16 protein-coding genes are annotated in these 16,167 nt (G+C 74.9%); 5 read left to right on the top strand and 11 right to left on the bottom strand.

Annotation, left to right across the window (positions count from 1 at the left end):
• Positions 1–51: 51 nt before the first annotated feature.
• The 6 genes from ACTMS9_RS05585 to ACTMS9_RS05560 form a co-directional block, all read right to left on the bottom strand.
• Complete coding sequence (locus tag ACTMS9_RS05585; protein ID WP_441164279.1) at positions 52–2,331, bottom strand: putative bifunctional diguanylate cyclase/phosphodiesterase; 2,280 nt, start codon at positions 2,329–2,331, stop codon at positions 52–54.
• A gap of 316 nt (positions 2,332–2,647) precedes the next feature.
• A complete protein-coding gene (locus tag ACTMS9_RS05580; protein ID WP_441164278.1) occupies positions 2,648–4,165 on the bottom strand; it encodes a hypothetical protein in 1,518 nt (505 codons plus the stop codon).
• Between the two features lie 49 nt (positions 4,166–4,214).
• Entirely contained in the window at positions 4,215–5,303 is a 1,089-nt protein-coding gene (locus ACTMS9_RS05575) for a hypothetical protein (RefSeq protein WP_441164277.1), read from the bottom strand.
• On the bottom strand, positions 5,300–6,703 hold the full coding sequence (locus tag ACTMS9_RS05570) for an MFS transporter (protein WP_441164276.1): 1,404 nt from the start codon (positions 6,701–6,703) through the stop codon (positions 5,300–5,302). Before ACTMS9_RS05570 ends, ACTMS9_RS05575 begins: the two co-directional genes overlap by 4 nt.
• A gap of 268 nt (positions 6,704–6,971) precedes the next feature.
• A complete protein-coding gene (locus ACTMS9_RS05565) occupies positions 6,972–7,205 on the bottom strand; it encodes a zinc-ribbon domain-containing protein (protein WP_280841139.1) in 234 nt (77 codons plus the stop codon).
• A gap of 41 nt (positions 7,206–7,246) precedes the next feature.
• The gene (locus ACTMS9_RS05560) at positions 7,247–7,540 is read right to left on the bottom strand and encodes a hypothetical protein (RefSeq protein ID WP_441164275.1); all 294 of its coding nucleotides are present in this window, start codon (positions 7,538–7,540) and stop codon (positions 7,247–7,249) included.
• Between the two features lie 179 nt (positions 7,541–7,719).
• Between ACTMS9_RS05560 and ACTMS9_RS05555 the strand changes: the two genes are divergently transcribed.
• Positions 7,720–8,181, top strand: coding sequence for a sigma factor-like helix-turn-helix DNA-binding protein (locus tag ACTMS9_RS05555; protein WP_441164274.1), 462 nt, complete (start codon positions 7,720–7,722; stop codon positions 8,179–8,181).
• Entirely contained in the window at positions 8,178–8,432 is a 255-nt protein-coding gene (locus ACTMS9_RS05550) for a hypothetical protein (protein WP_441164273.1), read from the top strand. Before ACTMS9_RS05555 ends, ACTMS9_RS05550 begins: the two co-directional genes overlap by 4 nt.
• A 487-nt stretch (positions 8,433–8,919) precedes the next feature.
• Here ACTMS9_RS05550 and ACTMS9_RS05545 read toward each other — a convergent pair whose 3' ends face one another.
• The 4 genes from ACTMS9_RS05545 to ACTMS9_RS05530 all read right to left on the bottom strand — a co-directional run bounded on the left by ACTMS9_RS05545 (position 8,920) and on the right by ACTMS9_RS05530 (position 13,145).
• Positions 8,920–9,774 carry an SRPBCC family protein gene (locus tag ACTMS9_RS05545; protein WP_280841449.1) on the bottom strand — a complete coding sequence of 285 codons (855 nt, stop codon included), beginning with the start codon at positions 9,772–9,774 and terminating at the stop codon, positions 8,920–8,922.
• The gene (locus tag ACTMS9_RS05540; protein WP_441164272.1) at positions 9,767–10,327 is read right to left on the bottom strand and encodes a helix-turn-helix domain-containing protein; all 561 of its coding nucleotides are present in this window, start codon (positions 10,325–10,327) and stop codon (positions 9,767–9,769) included. Before ACTMS9_RS05540 ends, ACTMS9_RS05545 begins: the two co-directional genes overlap by 8 nt.
• A gap of 95 nt (positions 10,328–10,422) precedes the next feature.
• Positions 10,423–11,766, bottom strand: a complete 1,344-nt coding sequence (locus ACTMS9_RS05535; RefSeq protein WP_441146927.1) for a class I SAM-dependent methyltransferase — start codon at positions 11,764–11,766, stop codon at positions 10,423–10,425.
• Positions 11,763–13,145 (bottom strand): FAD-binding oxidoreductase, encoded by a 1,383-nt coding sequence (locus tag ACTMS9_RS05530; protein WP_441146929.1) that lies wholly within the window; start codon positions 13,143–13,145, stop codon positions 11,763–11,765. The genes ACTMS9_RS05535 and ACTMS9_RS05530 overlap by 4 nt, the downstream gene beginning before the upstream one ends.
• A 36-nt stretch (positions 13,146–13,181) precedes the next feature.
• Here ACTMS9_RS05530 and ACTMS9_RS05525 point away from each other — a divergent pair, with 36 nt between their 5' ends.
• The 3 genes from ACTMS9_RS05525 to ACTMS9_RS05515 are packed head-to-tail and all read left to right on the top strand — an operon-like array spanning position 13,182 to position 14,818.
• On the top strand, positions 13,182–13,709 hold the full coding sequence (locus ACTMS9_RS05525) for an aminoacyl-tRNA deacylase (protein WP_441146931.1): 528 nt from the start codon (positions 13,182–13,184) through the stop codon (positions 13,707–13,709).
• 50 nt (positions 13,710–13,759) lie between these two features.
• Complete coding sequence (locus tag ACTMS9_RS05520; RefSeq protein ID WP_441146933.1) at positions 13,760–14,044, top strand: DUF427 domain-containing protein; 285 nt, start codon at positions 13,760–13,762, stop codon at positions 14,042–14,044.
• Between the two features lie 57 nt (positions 14,045–14,101).
• Complete coding sequence (locus tag ACTMS9_RS05515) at positions 14,102–14,818, top strand: RICIN domain-containing protein (protein WP_441146935.1); 717 nt, start codon at positions 14,102–14,104, stop codon at positions 14,816–14,818.
• Between the two features lie 4 nt (positions 14,819–14,822).
• Here the strand turns inward: ACTMS9_RS05515 and ACTMS9_RS05510 are convergent, their stop codons facing one another.
• Complete coding sequence (locus ACTMS9_RS05510) at positions 14,823–16,166, bottom strand: MFS transporter (RefSeq protein WP_441146937.1); 1,344 nt, start codon at positions 16,164–16,166, stop codon at positions 14,823–14,825.
• Position 16,167: the final 1 nt, after the last annotated feature.

Below are 16,167 nucleotides of genomic sequence, written 5' to 3'. Positions count from 1 at the left end.
GGTCAGCCGCTGGCCGGCGTACTCGGCGGGCCGTCCGGCCGGGCCGACCGGTCAGACCGGGGCGGAGACCGGGCGCAGGTCGGTCAGGCGGCCGGGGCGGCCGTAGCGGTAGCCCTGCCCGTGCACGCAGCCGATCGCGGTGACCGCCGCGTGCTGCTCCTCGGTCTCCACCCCCTCGGCCACCACCGTCAGGTTGAACGCGCCGGCCAGCCGGGTCACCATCTCCACGGTCGCGTACGCCCGGGCGTCGGTGTCGAGCCGGGAGACGAACGACCGGTCGATCTTCAGCTCGGTGGCCGGGATGCGGTGCAGGTAGCTCAGCGACGAGTAGCCGGTGCCGAAGTCGTCGATGGCGATCCGGATGCCCAGCTCGCGCAGCTGGCCCAGCCGCTCCAGCACCGCCTCGCTGCCGTCGATCAGCGCCGACTCGGTCAGCTCCAGGGTCAGCGCGCGGGGGGCCAGCCCGGCGCTGGCGGTGGCCGCGGTGACGGTGGCGATCAGGTCCGGGCGGCGCAGGTGGGCGGCGGCGATGTTCACCGCCACGGTGGCCTCCGGCGCCCGTTCCCGCCAGGTCGCGGCGGCCCGGCAGGCCTCGTGGATCACCCAGCGGTCGATCGGCACGATCAGGCCGGTCTCCTCGGCCAGCGGCAGGAACGCGGCCGGCCCGAGCAGCCCCAGCCGGGGATGCCGCCAGCGGACGAGCGCCTCCGCGCTGCGGACCGCGCCGGTGGCCAGGTCGACGATCGGCTGGTAGTCGAGGTGCAGCTGCTGCTCGTCGACCGCCCGGCGCAGGTCGGCGATCAGCTCCGCCCGGGTCACCGCCGACTCGCGCAGCCCCGGCGTGCACGTCCGGTACGCCGACTTCCCGGCGGCCTTGGCCGCGTACATCGCGATGTCGGCGTCGCGCAGCAGGTCGCTGTGGGAGGCGTGCTGCGGGCCGTACTCGGCGATGCCGATGCTGGCCGACGGGTGGATGCCGACGTCCTCCTCGCCCGCGGAGGGTTGCAGGGCGGCGAGCAGCCGCTCGGCGAGCCGTTCCGGCGCGACCGGGCCGTCCCCGTCGACCAGCACGGCGAACTCGTCCCCGCCGAGCCGGGCGATGGTGCCGTCGTCGCCGACGGCGTCCCGCATCCGGTCGGCGATGCTGGTCAGCAGGGTGTCCCCGGTGGCGTGCCCGAACCGGTCGTTGACCTGCTTGAACCCGTCCAGGTCCAGCAGCAGGACGGCGACCGGCGGCCCGTCGCGCAGCGCCCGGCGCAGCCGCCGGTTGAACATCAGCCGGTTGGGCAGGCCGGTGAGCTGGTCGGCGTAGGCGAGCCGGCGCAGCCGCGCGACCAGGCGGAGGTTCTCGTTGGCGGCCAGTCCCTGCCGCAGCGCCAGGGCGCCGAGCAGCGCCATCATGCCGATGAAGACCAGGTGCGGGGTCTGCCCGGTGGGGTGCCGGGCGAGCACCACCGCGATGATCGCCCCGCCCACCGGCAGGTACGGCAGGGCGACCCGCCACCAGGGCGGCAACGGCGACTCGATGCCCTCGTCGCCGCCCTCACCGACCGGCGGCGGCGGGTACGTGGTGGCCACGCCGATCAGCAGGTAGCTCAGCGGCCAGCAGACGTCGATCACGTGCCCGGGGGCGTAGGTGCCGTGCGCGACGAGCGAGACGTAGACCGCGTCGGCGCCGGCCCGGGTGGCCAGGCTCGCGCCGATCAGGGTCAGCGGCCGCCAGATCGGGCGGGACGGGCCGGCCACCGCCACCAGGATGGTCAGCTGCATCAGGTCGAGCATCGGGTAGAGCAGGCCGAAGGTACGCAGCGGATCGGCCAGGTCGGCGTCGGCGATGTCCCGGAACACCACCACCCAGCCGATCGGGATCAGGGCCAGCGCGACGATCACCCCGTCGAGCAGCGTGCGGGCCCGACCCACCGCGCTGCGCGGGGCGGCGAGCGAGCAGAGCAGGGCCATGGTGCCGGTGAGGATGCCGGCGGTGAAGACGGCACCGATCAGCGGGGTGTGCGGCAGTGTCTCGCCGCCGAGGCGCTGGACGGTCCACAGCGTACGGCCGGCGGCGGCGAGGGCCATGGTGACCGCCAGCAGCGTCCAGAACCGGCGCAGCGTCGCGGGGTGCCGGCGGGCCGCGGCGGCGCAGGCGAGGGTCGACCACGCGGCCACCGTGATCGCGCCGAGGTCGCCGGCCAGGGCGGCGCCGGGCAGCGCGGCCGTCAGCCAGACCGCCTCGACGAGGACGACCAGCGCCGCGGCAACCGCGCCGACCCGTCGGGCGCGGGTCGAGCGGGGCGGCGCGACGGCCTCTCGGCGGGCGTCATCGGGCAGCACGATGGTCGCTCCGGCTCTCTCTCCTGTGCGCACCTCGACGGTGAGGACCGGTCACGGGCGGCGAACCATCGCAGCCTAGCCAGCACCGGGGCACCTCGCCAGGGCCGAGGGACCCGGGCAGGACCGTCCGTCCAGGACGGTCGGACCGGCGCGACGGCGGGCGCGACGGCGGGCGCGACGAGCTGTCCGGCCAGAAAGGACGCGGGGCGGCGCGGCGGTCAGCCGCCGCCGTCGGCGTCGGCCGGCCCAGGCCCGTGGGCGGTGGCGGTGTCCGGGCCGGGCCCGTAAACGGTGGCGGTGCCGGGCCCGCCGCTGCTCAGGCCCAGTCCTCGGCGGGGTCGGCGTCGCTCGCGGCGGGCGCGTCGTCGGAGCGGGTGGGCGGGGGGCCGCCGTGCGTCCACGGCGTCTCCTCCGGCGTCGGGAAGGCTCCGGCGGGCAGGAACGCCTCGGACAGGGTGGTGTAGCAGAGCCGCTCCCCCACCTCCGGCACGCTGCCCGGCGCCGCGGTCAGCCCCCGGCCCATCGCGCCGGAGAGTTCCAGCACCACCTCGGTCTTGCCGTCCGCCGCCGGGGTCAGGAAGACCACCCTGGCCTTCTGCGTCGGCCGGGCCGGCGAGTAGAGCGTCGTGCCGACCGGCACCAGCACCGGCTCGGTGGTGACGAGCTGGATCCGGGGGCGCAGCACCGGCCGCTTCCCCGTGTCGTCGACCCGCTTCGGGTCGGCCAGCGTCACGTCCCCGACGAACGCCTCCCCGGTCAGCCGGTGCTCGGCCATCACCAGCGGATCGTCGTAGGCGCGCTGCACCGCGTACGTGGTCAGGGCGCGTTCCAGCCGGTGCAGCCGCTGGGCGGCCACCACCGCGCCGTCGCGCCGCGGCTGCGGGCCGCCGCCGGCGTCGACGTGCTCGGCGTGGCCGGTGAAGGCGTCCTTGTCGCCGTTCCAGCGGCCGGCCACCCGGGCGCCGGGCGGCAGGGTCCGCAGCAGCCCGACGCCGCGCCACATCAGCTCCCAGGTGGGCGCCAGCTGGTCGCGCAGCACCCGCTCCAGCTCCGCGTACGCCGCGCCGCGCGCCACCGGGTCGTCGCCCGCCTCGGCGTACGCGGCGACGGCCGGGGCGAGCACCCGGTTGTCGAACTCCGGATCGGTGGCCGGGCCGGCGGGCGGACAGACCACCGGGTCCTCGGCCCGGGCGGCCGCCTGCGCCCCGGTCATGCCGGCCGGCGGATCGATCCAGCCGAGCAGCGCCGGCAGGTGCAGGTCCTCCACCACGCTCTGGCCGGTGGCCCAGTGCAGGCTCAGCGCGTCGGTCATCGCCACCAGCGCCGACGAGCCGGGGTGCTCGGCCCGCTCGGCGAAGAAGGTCAGCCACCGCCCGAGCAGCGGCACCGACGGATGTACCGGATGATCGCCGTCCGGGCGGCGGAACCGGGTCGAGCGGCCCAGCAGCCGCAGGAAGGTGATCCCGGCCGGGTTCGGCACCAGCAGCTGCGGCGCGTCGACGTACCGGTGCCGGACGTCGCGGCCCTGGTCGACCGGCACCGCCTCGGTGACGTCGCGGAACTCGTCGAGGTAGGGCAGCACGGTGGCGGCCAGCTCGGCGGCGAAGCGGAAGCGCTGGTCCCGGTTGCGGGGCTGCGGCACGATCAGCAGCCGCGCCTCGTCGGGGGCCGCGCCGACCAGCGCCGCCAGTGGCGCGTTCGCCTCGCCGGCCATGGCCAGCGGCACCACCACCAGCGGACGCGCGGACAGGTGCAGGTGCCGGACGGTGGCCACCGGCTGGGCCACCCCGGCGGCCAGCGCCTGCGCCCTGGCGAGAGCCCGGAGCGTACTCATGCGGACCGCCGGATCGGGGCGGCCGGCGCCCGGCGGGCGCGGGGCGTACTCATGCGGGGTTTCCGGCGAGGGCGTCGGCGCGCAACCGGGCGGCGGCCCGCAGCAGCGCGGCGGCCTCCTCCTGCTCGGGCTCGGGGGCGCGCTCGCCGGTCGCCAGCGCCAGCACCTCGGCGACGGTGGCGACGCCGCCCAGCGCCTCCCGGACCGGCCGGCCCAGCGCCCCGGTGTGCCCGCCCGCCTCGTTGCGGCAGAAGTACGCCAGCTCGCAACTGGCCAGGCACTCCGGCGCGTAGCGGGCCGGCACCCCGCGCAGGCCGGCGGCCAGGGTCGCCGGGTCGGCGGTCGGGTCGGCGGTGAAGTCCGCCGGCACGGTGTCGAGCAGCGCGTCCAGCTTCGCCATCCGGTCGAGCTGCCGGCGCAGCACCAGCAGCTGCTTGCGGACGTCGAGCAGGCTGGCCACCGGCCGGTTGCCGAAGTCGCGCGGGCAGATGAGCACCACGTCGTGCGAGACCAGCTCCTCGGCGTGCCCCTCGGCGGCGAGCAGTTCGCGCAGCGCCAGCACGTGGACGGCGGACTGGATGGCCGCGGCGGCCACCTTCGCCGGGTCGGCCTGCCCGTCGACCACCGGGAACGACTTGATCTCCACCACGTGGAACCGGCCGCCGAGCCGGGCGGCGACCAGGTCGGGCTCCAGGTGCACCCGCTGGCCGGCGACGTCCAGACCGAGCAACGGGTGGTCGAAGAGCGCCGCCTCGGGCCCCTGGGCGGTCAGCGCCCGGCGGGACCGCTCGTGCCGGTCCGGCAGGTCGTCCGCGCCGCCGAGGTCTGTCCAGCCGGCCCGCTCCGGCACCGGTACGCCGAGCCGCTCGGCGACCAGCCGCAGCAGCTCCGCCCCGCCGTCGGCCTTCACCTGTGACTCGAAGGCGTTGCCCCGGGTGATGGCGAACCGCGACTGTCCGAAGCGGGCCGGGAAGCCGATCGCCTCCGCCAGCCTCGGCTTGTCCACCCCGGCGCCGTCCAGCACCGCCCGGCGGGCGCAGCCCGGGTTGCCGGTGAGCGCGGCGATGGTCCGGGCGTTGTGCCGCTTCGGGGGCAGGTCGCCGCGGATCGCGGCCAGGCGCTGCGCGGTGCTCGTCACGATCCGCCAGGATAGGCGCTCAGCGCCGGTTCGGCCGGGACGCGGGCCCGGCGGACCAGCACGGCGGTCGCCACCGCGGCGAGCAGGGCCACGCCGGTCATCGCCCAGAGCACGGTACGCAGGCCGCCGGTGAAGCCGGGGTCGGCGAGCCGGCCGGCGGTGGTGCTGGCCAGCACCGCGCCGACCACCGCGATGGCGACCGTCTCGCTGGCCAGCCGAGCCGTGTTGATCATCCCGGCGCCGGTGGCCGCCCGGTGCGCGGCGACGCTGCCGATCGCCATGGCGTCGAGCAGGCCGATCGACAACCCCACCCCGACGCCGATGGTGAGCAGCGGGCCGGCCAGGGCGGCGGCGCCGCTGTCCGGGGCGAGCACGGTGGCCCAGGCGGCGCCCACCGCGACCACCGCCACCGAGGTGACGATCACCGCCGGGGCCGGCACCAGCCGGGTCAGGGCACCGCTGAGCAACGGCAGCACCAGCGTCGGCGCGGTCAGCAGGATGAGCGTCGCGCCGGCGGCGCCGGGGCTCATCCCGACCACCGTGGTCAGGTACGACGGCAGGTAGACCAGCAGCGGCACCAGCACCGCGACGATGGTGGCCGCCGCCAGGCAGATGCCGAGGAAGCGGGGGCTCGCCAGCAGGGCCAGGTCGAACATCGGCTCGGGCCGTCGGCGTTCCACCCGGACGAAGGCCACCAGCAGGGCCACCGCCGCGGCGAAGGCCGCCACGATCACCGGGGCGGACCAGCCCAGCTCGGGGCCCTGCACGAAACCGAAGATGAGCAGCAGCAGCGCGGCGGTGAAGGTGACCGTCCCGGGCCAGTCGATCCGCCCGGCGTGCGGCTGGCGGGACTCGGGCAGCAGCGGGGTGAGCGCCAGCACCGCCACGGCGGCCAGCGCCGGCGCGGCGAAGACCGCCCGCCAGCCGAACGCGGAGATCAGCAGGCCGGCGATGGAGGGCCCGAAGGCGAGGCCGACGCCGATGGTCGTCCCGAAGATGCTGAACACCCGGGCCCGAGCCCGGCCTGGGAAGGCGTGGGCCAGCAGGGCGGAGGCACTGGTCGCGGCGGCGGCCGCGCCGACGCCGGCCAGCGCGCGCAGCAGGTCGAGCAGCACGATGTTCCCGGCGACCGAGGCGAGCAGCCCGGAGCCGGCGAAGATCGCGACGCCGGTGACGAAGACCCGGCGCCGGCCGAGCAGGTCCGCCAGCGCCCCGGTGGCCAGCATGAAGCTGGCGAAGGTGGCGTTGTAGCCGTTCACCACCCACTGCACGCCGGCCAGTCCGGCGTCGAGGTCCCGCCCGATGTCCGGCAGGGCGACCGACGCGCCGGTCAGCGAGACCGGCAGCGAAAGGGTGGACAGCAGGACGGCGACCAGCACGACGGCCGGGTGGTTACGCAAAGATTCTCCCCGTTCGGACGGCGGCCCCAGCCTAGAACGCGGAGGTCAGCAGGCATCCGGTACGGGCGGAAGATCACATGGTCAGCGCTCGGCGGACCGGTTCCAGGGTGAGCGGGGCGAGCGGGCCCCGGCCAGTGGCCGGCTGCGACGGCGGTGCCGGCGACGGCCCGGGGTGCAGGGCGGACGGGAGACGGTGTGCACCGGCGCGAGGGCCGGCACGACCGGTTGCCGGCCGATCAGCCAGCAGAGGAAGCGGGCCATCTCCGGGTCAGCCCACCGGGAGGCTGCGGGCCTCGTCCTTGGCGATGCCGTACTCGGCCCCGCAGAACGAGCACTGCTGCACGTAGCGGGTGCGGACCGGGATCAGCGGAATGAAGAAGAGGGTGAACTTCGTCGACCGGCGGGTGATCACCTGCGCGGCCCGGTTGCCGCAGTTGCGGCAGACCGCGGTGACCACGCCGGACCGGTTGACGGACGTGCGCAGTCCGAAGATGAAGAACATCGCCGGCCTGTACCCACGGGAGGGGGCTCACACACCGGTTTTCAGGAAGTGGTTCGCCGCCACGGCCGACGGGCGTCGAGCTGGACGGCGAGCAGCTCCAGGAATTCCCGGAACCGCTCCTCGTCGTGCGGGGTGGGCAGCTCGTCGGTCAGCGGGCCGCGGTGCCGCCGGGCCCGGGCGATCGCCGCGGCGTAGAGGCGCGGACCGGCGCCGAACGACCGGCGTTCGACCATCGCCTCGGCCATCCGGGCGGCGGCCGCGTCGTCCAGCTCGACGGTGAAGATCAACCCGTAGAGGATCTGGTTGACGACACCCTTCCAGTCGTCGCGGGGCATGGCGGTCCTCCTCGGTCACTCCGTCGCCGGTGAGCGGTGCCGATGACATGATCCACCCGGGTCCGGCCCCGACCCGGTGGACCCGCCGTACCGGTGCGTCGGCGAAGATTTCCCGCCGGTCGGTGTCCGGATCCGGGTCGGCCGTTCGTCACCCTGGTGAGAGACTGCGCCGCGCCGCGGTGGAGCGGCGCAGGCTGCGGGACCTGGCCCTGCTGACCGATCCGGAGCCGCCGACCGGGACGGAGGAGGACGTGGTGGACGACCGGCTGCGACTCGTCTTCACCTGCTGCCACCCGGCGCTGGCCCTGGAGGCACGGGTCGCCCTGACCCTGCGCACGGTGGCCGGGGTGCCCACCGCCGACATCGCCCGCGCCTTCCTGGTCAGCGAGTCCACCATGACCCGGCGGATCACCCGGGCGAAGACCAGGATCGCCACGGCCGGCATCCCCTACCGGGTGCCGACCGGGCCCGCGCTGGTCGAGCGGCTGCCGGGCGTGCTGGCCGTGCTCTACCTGCTCTTCACCCGCTCCAGGCCCGGATCGCCGCCGCGCACGCCACCGCCCCGACCGCCGCCGACACCGACTGGGCCGCCATCGCCGGCTGCTACGACGAGCTGGCCCGGATCCGGCCCACCCCGGTGATCCGGCTCAACTGGGCGGTGGCGCACGGCTACGCCCACGGGCCGGCGGCGGGGCTGGCCCTGGTCGCCGAGGCCCGCGCGGGCGGCGCGCTCGACGGCTACCCGCCGGCGCTCGCCGCGCAGGCCGAGCTGACCGCCCGCCACGGCGACCCGGTACGCGCCGCCGCGCTGTTCCGCGCCGCCGCCGACCTGGTCGGCTCCGATCCGGAACGCCGGGCGCTGCTGCGCCGCGCGGGCGAGCTGGACCGCTGACGACGCGGGACCGTCCGCCGCCACCCACCGGGTTCGGGGTCGGTGGGCACCGGCGGGACGGCCGGCGGTCCGACCAGCGCGGAGGTGCCTGCCGGCCGCGAGGCCGCCGGTGATCGACCAGCATCCGCCCAGGCACACCTGTCGAGCGACCTCAGGGGCAGACGTCACCAGGCCGCCGCCACCATGACATGGGTGTGCGAGCCCTTTCGAGCTGATGACGTGAACGAATCGGGGCTAGCGAGGCGACCACACCGCGGGCCGCCGGGCGCGCGGGCCGGTGCCGGATGAATCGTTTGCGTCATCAGCTCGAAAGGGCACCGACAGCGCCCTTGCCGCCCGGCCACACCCGATCAGCCCATCCCGCCGGACCACCGCCGGTCGACGCGCCAGGGGTCACGCCGGAACCGGCTCAGGCTGCACGGACGGCGCGGGCCGCACCAAGCCCACGAGGGGGTGCGGCCCGCGCCGGCGCAAGAGGGCGGGACGGTCAGGCGCCGGTGGGCAGCTCCTCCAGCACCCAGATCGGCTGCCAGTCGGCCATCTCGTGGTAGCGGCGCAGCTCGGACAGGCCGGCCACCGACCCGCTCCAGGCCGCGTACGGCGGGTTGCCCTCGTCGAAGCCGCTCTGCACGAACGTCAGCTTGGTCTTGCCATCGGACTCGGCCAGCTCCCAGGTGCTGATGCCGGTCGGTCCCCAGTCGACGGACATCCGGTGGCCGGGCTCCAGGTCGACCACCTTGGCCGCGTACCCGGCCTCGAAGCCGCCCATGGCGTACCGGCCGCCGACCCAGGGCTCGATGCCGATCGGGTAGCCGAACCAGGCGCTGGCCTGGGCGGAGTCGGTCAGCGACTGCCAGACCCGCTCGACCGGCGCGCCGATCAGCAGCTCGCCGCGCAGGTCGGCGGAGGTGAAGTCGGTCTTCGGCAGCAGCGGGCGCCCCTCCAGGTGCGCGGCGAGGTTGGCGATCGACAGGCTCCACCAGGTCTGGAGCACCCCCCGGATGGTGCTGCCGTCCATTGCCTCGGCGAAGTTGAAGTGGCTCTGGGTGAGGGTCAGCAGGGTGCTGCCCGGCCCCTCGGGCGTCAGGGCTATCTCGCTGGTGGTCTCCACCCCGTCGAGCAGCCAGGCGAAGCGCAGCGTGTCCTCGTCGGCGTGCAGCAGGCGCTGGTGCGGCGCGTCGCCCTCGGGCGTGAAGCGGCCCCAGAACTCGTACCGTCGGGGCAGCTCCACCTCGGCGTGCTCGGCGAACCAGACGCGCAGCTCGGCCGGGTCGGTCAGGGCGCGCCGGACGGCCTCGACCGGCGCGGCGAGACGGGCACCCAGCTTCAACGAATCACTCACGGTCGTCCCCCTTGGGGTAGCAGGCCACGGCCAGCTTGAAGGCGTCCCCCTCGGCGCCGCCGTAGCGTGTGAACAGGTCCCGCAGCGTGGACTGCAGGTCGTGCAGAAACTCCTGCCGGCGCTCGGCCGGCACCCGGATCTCGCCGGACACCCCGATGGAGGGCAGCTCCGGCGCGGACCGGTCGAGGGCGGCGACGTCCGCCTGGACCTCCTCCATCAGGTCGAGCAGGTAGCCCAGGCTGAGCTCGTCCCGGGCCCGGCGCACCCCGCCGACCCGCCCCACCAGGCGGGGCGAGAGCCAGTACGACCGGGCGGCGGCCTGGTAGATGCCCTCGCTGATGCCGCGCACCTTCCGGCTCGCCACCTGCTCGACCAGGCCGGCCGCCACCAACTGCTTGACGTGGTAGTAGACGCGCTGCGGCGTCTGCCCCAGCCGGGTGGCGACCTCGGTGCAGGTGCGGGGCTCGGCCAACTGCCGCAGCACCTCGACGCGCTGCGGCTTGAGCAGGACCTCGGCCTGCTCAAGCTGCTCCAGGTACATGACGTCTCTCATCGCACAAATGAGCTTGTACGTAAAAACTCTCTTTGTCAATAGGATCGAGGAAAGCCGCGCCGACCCGGCGCGGCTCTCCTCGGGCGGTTCCGCGGTCAGGGCGTCCAGTCGGGGCGCAGCGGGTACGACGTCTGCCCGGCCGGCCCGTTGCGGGTGGCCAGCACCTGGTGCAGCTGGATGCCGTTGGTCTCGAAGGCCAGCCGGGACCCGGCCATGTAGAGGCCCCACACCCGCGCGGTGCCCTGCCCCACCTCCGAGACGCAGAAGTCCCAGTTCTCGACGAGGTTGCGGCACCAGGCGGCCAGGGTCAGCGCGTAGTGCTGCCGCAGGTTCTCCTCGTGGTGCACCTCCAGCCCCACGTCGTGGATCTCACTGATCAGCCGGCCCGGCCCGGCCAGCTCGCCGTCGGGGAAGACGTACCGGTCGATGAAGGCGCCGGAGCGGTGCGGGGCCCGGTTGTCGGCCCGGGTGATGCAGTGGTTGAGCAGCCGGCCGTCCGGCCGCAGCCGGTCCCGCAGCGCCCCGAAGTACGCCGGGTAGTTGCGCACCCCGATGTGCTCGGTCAGCCCGATCGAGGAGACCACGTCGAACTGCTGCCGCGGGGCGTCCCGGTAGTCCAGGTGGCGCACCTCGGCCAGCTCGGTCAGCCCCTCCCGCTCGATCGCCGCCTGCGCCCACCGCGCCTGCTCCCGGGACAGCGTGACGCCGAGCGCCTTCACGCCGTACTCCCGGGCGGCGTGCCGGACCATGCCGCCCCAGCCGCAGCCCACGTCGAGCAGCCGCATCCCCGGCTTGAGCGCCAGCTTGCCGGCGACCAGGTCGTACTTGGCCGCCTGGGCCTGCTCCAGCGTGTCGCCCGGGCTGTGGAACACCGCGCAGGTGTACGTCATGGACGGGCCGAGCACCTTCTCGTAGAAGGCGTTCGAGACGTCGTAGTGGTGCGAGATGGCGGTGCTGTCCCGCAGGCGGGAGTGACGCAGCCCGTTCATCACCCGCCGCCAGCGCGGCTGCGCCTCCTGCGGCGGGGGCGGCGGGGGCAGCAGCCGCTCCCAGCCCAGCCCGCGCACCAGCGCCAGCCCCTCGGCCAGCGACGGGGTACGCACCCGCAGCTCGTCCTTGAGCACCCGCAACGCCTCGTACGGGTCGCCGGGGTGCACGCCCTGCAACCGCAGGTCCCCGCTGACGTACGCCCGCGCCATGCCCAGGTCACCGGGGGCGGTGAGCAGGTACGTCAGACCACGCTCGGAGCAGATGGACAGGGTGATCCCGCTGTCGGCCGGGCCGATCGCGCTGCCGTCGTACCCGGTGATCCGCACCGGCAGCTCGCCGGTGGTCAGCGCCCGGACGACGTCGGCGACGGTGGGGCCGCCTCGGCCCCCGGCCGGCGGCGGTGTGGCGGGGGAACTGCTCGCCCCCTGTTCTCGGTCGGTCAGGCTCATTTTCGTGCAACCGCCTTCTCGTAGAGTCCGGTGAGCCGGTGATCCGGGTCGTAGCGGTCCTTCACGGCACGCCAGGTCTCCCCGCCGTAGAGCCGGTCGAAGGCCGCTCGGTCGTAGTACGCGTCCGAGTAGAGGGACTTGTGACCACCCATGTCGGACACCGCCCGCTCGATCGAGCGGTTCACGTCGCCGTCGGCCGCTCCCTCGGCGATCGGCACACTTCCCCAGAAACCGATGTTGACGTAGGTCTGCCCCGGCCGGAGCGGATACAGCGGCCAGGTCCGCGCCGAGCCCGGCCCGGCCGGCTCGCGCAACCGCAGCGGGCAGAGCCAGACCGGGTTCATGCCCACGTTGGCGGCGAACCAGCGGAGGAAGTCGGCGGTGGCCTCCAGCGGGATCTCGACGTCCTGCACCACCCGCTCGCGGGCCGGATGCCCGCGCCAGCGGTCGACCCGCGCGGCGACCTGGTGCCGGTGTTCCAGCCGGACCAGCCGGTGGTAGAAGTCGCTGCGCCGCCACCGGGCCGGCCAGAGCCGGCGGACGACCGGGTGCTGCACCCCGAACGCCGCCGAGCACCAGAACCAGTCAGTGTCCCAGCGCCAGAGGTAGTCGTGGGCGGTCAGCGCGTCGCGGGTGCGCCGGCGCAGCGACCGGTAGTAGATCTCCTGGCCGGTGTAGTCGCTGAGCTGCGGCGCGTCGTCGGTGAAGGTGCCCAGGGTCAGGTACGCCTCGCCGGGGCTGAACATCACCCCGTCCATCGCGTCGACGGGCTGCCCCTCCCACTCGCCCTTGACGACCACGTCGGCGATCGCCTCGGTCAGCTCCTCCAGCCGGCTGAAGCGCACGTTGCGCAGCGCCACGGCGTGGCGTACGGGCTGGAGCTCGATGCGCAGCCGGGTGGCGTAGCCGAGGCTGCCCAGCGAGTTGGGGAAGGCGGCGAAGAGGTCGGCGTGCTCGCCCTCCGGGCGGGCGGTGAGGATCTCGCCCGCGCCGGTGAGCACGTCCATCTCGGTCACCGACTCGTGCGGCAGGCCGTTGCGGAACGAGGTGGACTCGATGCCCAGCCCGGTGACCGCGCCGCCCAGGGTGATCGTGCGCAACTGCGGCACGACCAGCGGCATCAGTCCGTGCGGGAGGGTGGCGTCGACCAGGTCCTCGTACGTGCACATGCCCTGCACGTCGGCGGTGCGGGCCCGGGGGTCGACCGACAGCACACCGTCCAGCCCGGAGACGTCCAGGCCCGGTGAGCTGGTGGCCGCCCGGGGGCGGAACAGATTCGAGGTGCGTTTGGCGAGGCGGACGGGTTCCCCGAGGGGCACCGCGGCGTACGACCGCCGCAACGTGTCCACCGCCAGGTCATGATCACGCAGCGCGCGCATGAGATCACCTTACGCGCCGAACGGCCCGTCCGTGGGATGTCCACGGTGGCCTTTTCGCCACCACGATCGGACGATCCCGATACCGTGGCGGACGTGCTGTCGCCCGCCCTCACCGCCCTGGACGCCGCCGGTCTGCCGTACCGGGTGATCCGGCACGGGCCGGTGCGCAGCCTCGCCGAGGCCGCCGCCGCCCGCGGCGTCGCGGTGCCGGACGTGGTGAAGACGATCGTGGTCCGCCGCGGCCCGGACGACCATCTCTTCGTGCTCACCCCGGGCGACCGGGTGATCTCCTGGCCCAAGCTGCGCGCGCTGCTCGGCGTCAACCGGCTCTCCATGCCCGACGCGGCGGCAGCCCGCGACGCCACCGGCTACGAACGGGGGACCATCACCCCGTTCGGCGCGACCACCGCCTGGCCGGTCGTCGCCGACGAGCGGTTGCGCGGCCGGGAGATCACCCTCGGCGCGGGCGAGCACGGCGCCGCCGTCGCGCTGGACGCCGACGCGGCGATCACCACGCTCGGGGCGACGGTCGCCGACGTGACCGACCCGGAGCCCGCGCGCTGACCCGCCGCCGATCGGTGGTCGGTCCGGGGCGGACGGCATAGCGTGGACCCATGCCGAAAGCCGTCTGGAACGATCTGGTGATCGCCGAGAGCGACGACACCGTCCTGGTGGAGGGCAACCACTACTTCCCCCGCGCCGCCCTGCGCGACGACCTGATCCGGGAGTCGGCGACCCACACGTTCTGCCCGTGGAAGGGCACCGCCGCCTACTACAGCCTCGAGCACGACGGCCGGACCAGCGCCGACGCCGTCTGGTACTACCCGGACCCGAAGCCCGACGCCGAGATGGTGCGCGACCGGGTGGCGTTCTGGAAGGACGTCACGGTCGTCGACTGAGTCACCGCCGGCCGGGCCGGGTGGCCATCGAGCGGTCCGGTGGGTCAGGATTCCCCCATGTCCGCCCCCGACGAACACCACGACCCGGCCGGCACCGTCTACGGCGCCCGCCGGTCCGCCCGACCCGGGCTGCCCCGGGACCCGCTGATCCGGTTCGCGCTGGCCGCCGGGCTGGTCGGCGTACTGGTGGGGGTCTTCTTCGCCACCGGTGTGCTCGGCGGCGGCGACCAGCCGGTGGTGCCGGCGTCGGCCGCCTCCGCGCCCCCGGCGGAGCCGCCGTCGCCGGAGGTCACCGAACCGGCCCCGACCACCCCCGCCGCGCCCTCGCCGACCGCCGCGCCCACCACCCCGCCCGCCCCGGTGGCCGGGCCGAAGGTGTTCCGGGCGGTGGCCTCCGGCCTCTGCGTCGGCACCGACGACGAGGACGAGAAGGCCAAGGCCGAGTTGGCCGGCTGCTCAGGCGGGCCGGAGCAGCAGTGGGTGGCCAACCCGGTCGCCCCGGACCTGGTCACCCTCACCAACGCGGCGCACGCGCAGTGCCTGGACGTCGAGGGCGGCAGCACCGACGACGGCGCGAAGCTCCAGCAGTTCCCCTGCCACGGGCAGGCCAACCAGCAGTGGCGGCTGACCCCGGTCGGCACCGGCCCGGTGCTGCTGGTCGCGGTCCACTCCGGCAAGTGCGCCGAGGTGAAGGACGGCGGCACCGAGTCCGGCGATGAACTCGTCCAGGTCCCGTGCACCGGCGCCGCCCCGCAGCAGTGGACGGTGGGCTGACGCCTCAGCCGCGGTAGCTCCAGGCCCGGGCCGGCGGCGCCACCACGGGCACCGGCACCGGTTCCCGGCGGCGCAGCAGCAGCGAGAGCCCGGCCGCGCCGATCGACAGCGCCCCGGCGACGTACCAGGCCACCGCGTAGTCGCCGAGGCGGTCGCGGACCAGGCCTGCCCCGGTCGCGGCGATCGCCGCGCCGAACTGGTGGGCGGCGAAGACCCAGCCGAAGACCACCGCGCCCGCCGCGCCGAAGTACTCCCGGCACAGCGCGACGGTCGGCGGCACGGTGGCCACCCAGTCCAGGCCGTAGAAGATGATGAAGACCAGCATGCTCGGCTCGGCCGTGCCGGCGAAGAGGCCGGGCAGCACCAGCAGCGACCCGCCGCGCAGCGCGTAGTAGGCGCCGAGCAGCAGCCGGCTGTCCACCCGGTCGGTGAGCCAGCCGGAGGCGATGGTGCCGACGATGTCGAAGAGCCCGACCAGGGCGAGCAGCCCCGCGGCGGTGGTCTCCGGCATCCCGTGGTCGTGCGCGGCCGGCACGAAGTGCGTGCCGACCAGCCCGTTGGTGGTCGCGCCGCAGATCGCGAACCCGCCGGCGAGCAGCCAGAACGGCCGGGTCCGCGCGGCCGAGGCCAGCGCGCCGACGGCCCGGGAGGCGGCGCCGCCCGTCGTCGGCGCGGGCGGCACGACCTCCGCCGCGCCGTAGGCCGGCAGGCCGAGATCCGCCGGGTGCTCCCGCAGCAGCCAGGCAACCAGCGGTACGACCGCCAGCGCCGCCCCGGCGACGACGAGCGCCGCCGTGCGCCACCCGTGGTCGCGGACCAGCACGGCGAGCAGCGGCAGGAAGACCAGTTGCCCGGCCGCCCCGCCGGCGGTCAGCACCCCGGTGACCAACCCGCGACGGCGGACGAACCAGCGCCCGGTGACCGTGGCCACGAAGGCGAGCGCCATCGACCCGGTGCCCAGCCCGACGAGCACCCCCCAGCAGAGGATCAGCTGCCAGCTGGCCGTCATGAACACCGTCAGGCCGCTGCCGGCCGCCACCAGCGCCAGCGCGCCGGCCACCACCCGTCGGACGCCGAACCGGTCCATCAGCGCGGCGGCGAACGGCGCGGTCAGCCCGTAGAGCAGCAGGTTGACCGAGACGGCGGCGGAGACGGTGGCCAGCGGCCAACCGAACTCGGCGTGCAGCGGGTGCAGCAGGACCGAGGGGGTGGCCCGGAAGCCGGCGGCGCCGACCAGCGCGACGAACGCGACGGCGGCGACCAGCCAGGCGGGGTGGAGACGGCGGGTTCGGTTCACGACACGAGTGTCGACGGCGGGCCCGCGGACGACGAGTGGCCGGAAAGCCATC

This window comes from Micromonospora sp. L31 (genome assembly GCF_052068075.1).
In the GTDB taxonomy this organism is placed as follows: domain Bacteria; phylum Actinomycetota; class Actinomycetes; order Mycobacteriales; family Micromonosporaceae; genus Micromonospora; species Micromonospora purpureochromogenes.
This window is presented reverse-complemented; position numbering and strand designations above follow the sequence as displayed.